Source organism: Mesorhizobium sp. M0018 (genome assembly GCF_040323955.1).
Classification (GTDB): domain Bacteria; phylum Pseudomonadota; class Alphaproteobacteria; order Rhizobiales; family Rhizobiaceae; genus Mesorhizobium.
Genome location: NZ_JAMYVL010000067.1, coordinates 1 through 2,742, shown reverse-complemented (window position 1 = coordinate 2,742; position 2,742 = coordinate 1). Strand labels below are relative to the sequence as shown.

2 protein-coding genes and 2 pseudogenes are annotated in these 2,742 nt (G+C 61.0%); 2 read left to right on the top strand and 2 right to left on the bottom strand.

Translation table 11 applies throughout. The features are described 5' to 3' along the window. Positions 1-161 precede the first annotated feature (161 nt). Positions 162-263, bottom strand: a pseudogene (locus NKJ81_RS32405) (LysR family transcriptional regulator); the annotation flags it as partial. Positions 264-838: 575 nt separating this feature from the next. Here NKJ81_RS32405 and NKJ81_RS32400 point away from each other — a divergent pair. Then, on the top strand, positions 839-1,114 hold the full coding sequence (locus NKJ81_RS32400; protein ID WP_352458906.1) for an acyl carrier protein: 276 nt from the start codon (positions 839-841) through the stop codon (positions 1,112-1,114). After that, a complete protein-coding gene (locus tag NKJ81_RS32395; RefSeq protein WP_352508066.1) occupies positions 1,115-2,320 on the top strand; it encodes a beta-ketoacyl-[acyl-carrier-protein] synthase family protein in 1,206 nt (401 codons plus the stop codon). Here the strand turns inward: NKJ81_RS32395 and NKJ81_RS32390 are convergent. Further along, positions 2,307-2,471: pseudogene (locus tag NKJ81_RS32390) on the bottom strand (LysR family transcriptional regulator); the annotation flags it as partial. The gene NKJ81_RS32395 and the pseudogene NKJ81_RS32390 sit on opposite strands and share 14 nt — an antisense overlap. Between the last annotated feature and the right edge of the window lie 271 nt (positions 2,472-2,742).

The window sequence follows — 2,742 nt, the reverse complement described above, 5'->3', positions numbered from 1 at the left end:
GGGCGACGACGGACTTGCCGCCGACTGATGACAAACCGCTCAGCGGCAGCGCAAGATCGTTCATGGTGGGTGTGGTCTCCGGGAAATGGTTCGGATCGGCTTAGGCAACCAAATCCTACGTCATTTCAACGGCTTGCGCCACATCCACCAACCCCCATGAATTTGGTTAGGTTGATGCGGCGTGCCGCCGCCGTGAGGCCGCGCTCGCTCAGCAGCGCGTCGAGAACGACGAGAAGATTCAGATCGAGCCCTTTGAAACGCATGTCTTAGCTATCCATAGCGTGGATGCATTTGATTGAAACAAACGATTTTACCAATTTTCCGGAATGTCGCATGGACTTGGCAGGACCTCACGTGCGCCGATCATTGCCTCTATCGCGTGGCGAGTCCCTTGAGAAGAGCCCGAAAGAGGAAATCTGTCGCGTGCGGTGGAGATTGTACTGGGAATGAGAAGCAGCGCTCCGATCATGTCGAACTCTCCGACGAATGGCGGACCGGTACAATAGTTGATCGCAACTGGTCCGGAGCTATGAAACATCTCGATTACATATGAGGTGCCGAGTGAATACGCTGACAGCACCCACCGTCGCAGCGTTTAGCTGACGTTTGACGACGGTTCCTATCCATTTACACGCAGATTCTTGATGTGCTGGCGCAAAAGCGGGAGGCCGGCGACTTTTCTTCGTCATCGGGCTGACGCCGCAGAAGCCGGAACTCGTCCGGTTCCTATGGGCATTGGGCTTGGTCGGTCGCACAGGCTCTATGAGGGGCAATTTTGGAAACGCGACGCGACTCGGGTTTTGAACGACGCCGAAAACGCAAGCTGGAAAGGAACAAGATGGCAGATCAACTCGCCAACGAAATAATCGCCATTATCAAGAAGCGCGCCGCGTCGGAGGGCGGCATAGCGCCTGCCACAGGCGGCGAGATAACGGCTGCCACGGGACTGACTTCGCTCGGTATCGATTCACTGGGATTGGCGGACGTTCTCTGGGACCTGGAGCAGGCCTACGGCATCCAGATCGAGATGAATACGGCCGAGGCATGGTCGGATCTCCAGAATGTTGGGGACATGGTGGAAGCCGTGCGCAGCTTGCTCGCTAAGGGGGTGTGAATGGACAGGCGCGTCGTGATTACTGGGATTGGCGGTATTTGCGGGCTTGGGACCAACGCCGCCGCCATTTGGACAGAGATGCGAGAAGGCCGCTCCGCCATCGGCCCAATCGTCAACTCCGAGCTCCATGAATTGAGGGTCAGGATCGGTGCCGAGATCAAGGCGCTGCCGGAGCATGACATCGACGGCAAGCAACTCATCTCCATGGACCGCTTCAGCCTGCTCGCTGTGCTTGCGGCGCGCGAAGCCATGCGTCAGGCCGGACTTTCCTCCAAAGAGGGAAATAGGTATCGCTTCGGTGCGACGGTGGGCGTTGGCGGCTGCGGGTGGGATGCGATCGAGCAAACCTACCGCGCCATCCTTCTGGGCGGTAAGCGTGCCGCTCTCTTGACTGTACCCAAGGCGATGCCGGGTGCCGCTGCCGGCCAGGTCAGCATGAGTCTCGGCCTGCGCGGGCCGGTCTTCGGCGTCACGTCCGCCTGTTCCTCGGCAAACCATGCGATTGCGTGCGCGGTGGACCAGATCAGGCTCGGCCGGGCCGACGTGATGCTTGCCGGCGGCAGCGAAGCGCCGCTCATATGGGGTGTGCTGAAGGCATGGGAAGCGATCCGCGTGCTTTCGCCCGATACTTGCCGGCCATTCTCGGCCGATCGCCAGGGCCTGTCGCTTGGTGAAGGCGCCGGCATGGCGGTGCTGGAAAGCTACGAGCATGCCCTGGCTCGGGGCGCCACCATCCTTGCCGAAATTGCCGGTGCCGGCCTTTCCGCCGATGCGTCCGACATCGTCGCGCCGACTGTCGAGGGGCCGGAGGCAGCAATGCGGGCCTGCCTTGCCGATGCCAGGCTGGACGCCGAGGATGTCGACTATCTCAACGCGCACGGCACCGGCACCAAGGCCAACGACCAGATCGAGACGGCGGCGATCAAGCGCGTCTTCGGTCAGCACGCCTTCTCAATGTCCATTTCTTCTACCAAGTCCATGCACGCGCATTGCCTCGGCGCGTCCGGCGCGCTCGAGTTGATCGCCTGCGTGATGGCTATCCGCGAGAGCGTCGTGCCGCCGACTGCCAATTATCGTGAGCTGGACCCCGATTGCGATCTCGACGTCACGCCCAATGTGGCACGCGAGCGCAAGGTGCGCGTGGCACTGAGCAACTCCTTCGCCTTTGGCGGCACGAACGCGGTTCTGGCGTTCAGGCAGGTGTAGAAGCCATGAGAGATGCCTCCGGCAACATTATCTCTCGCATCCAGATGCTTGCCGGATAACTATTGTGAAGGGCGGGTCATTGACCGCCTCGGCGAATGCGGGAAGTGGCAGCGGAAGCTCGACGATCCGGGGGTATCGTCTTTGCGAAATTCTTAACTGTTGAAGCGGCTTGGACGTACCGCCGCCCCGTAAAAGGTAAGCGAGGCCCTGCGGGCTCGGCTTGAGGGTCTGAAGCTGTACACGACAATGTCTGGAAGCCGCAGGGTCGGCTCTGCGCCCGTTATAGTCGCCTGAGTGCTGCCGGCCCGGCCGCGCCGCGGGCGCCGTCAACGAACTCCTTGAACCTGCGGACCTTGCCTGTCTTGGCCGACGCTTCGAAGCGCGCCGTCGTGCTGGCCTCCAGATCCGCGACATGCTTGCGC

Coding starts and splice junctions, on each gene's coding strand:
- NKJ81_RS32400 (WP_352458906.1), top strand. CDS start 839: ATGGCAGATCAACTCGCCAACGAAATAATCGCCATTATCAAGAAGCGC.
- NKJ81_RS32395 (WP_352508066.1), top strand. CDS start 1,115: ATGGACAGGCGCGTCGTGATTACTGGGATTGGCGGTATTTGCGGGCTT.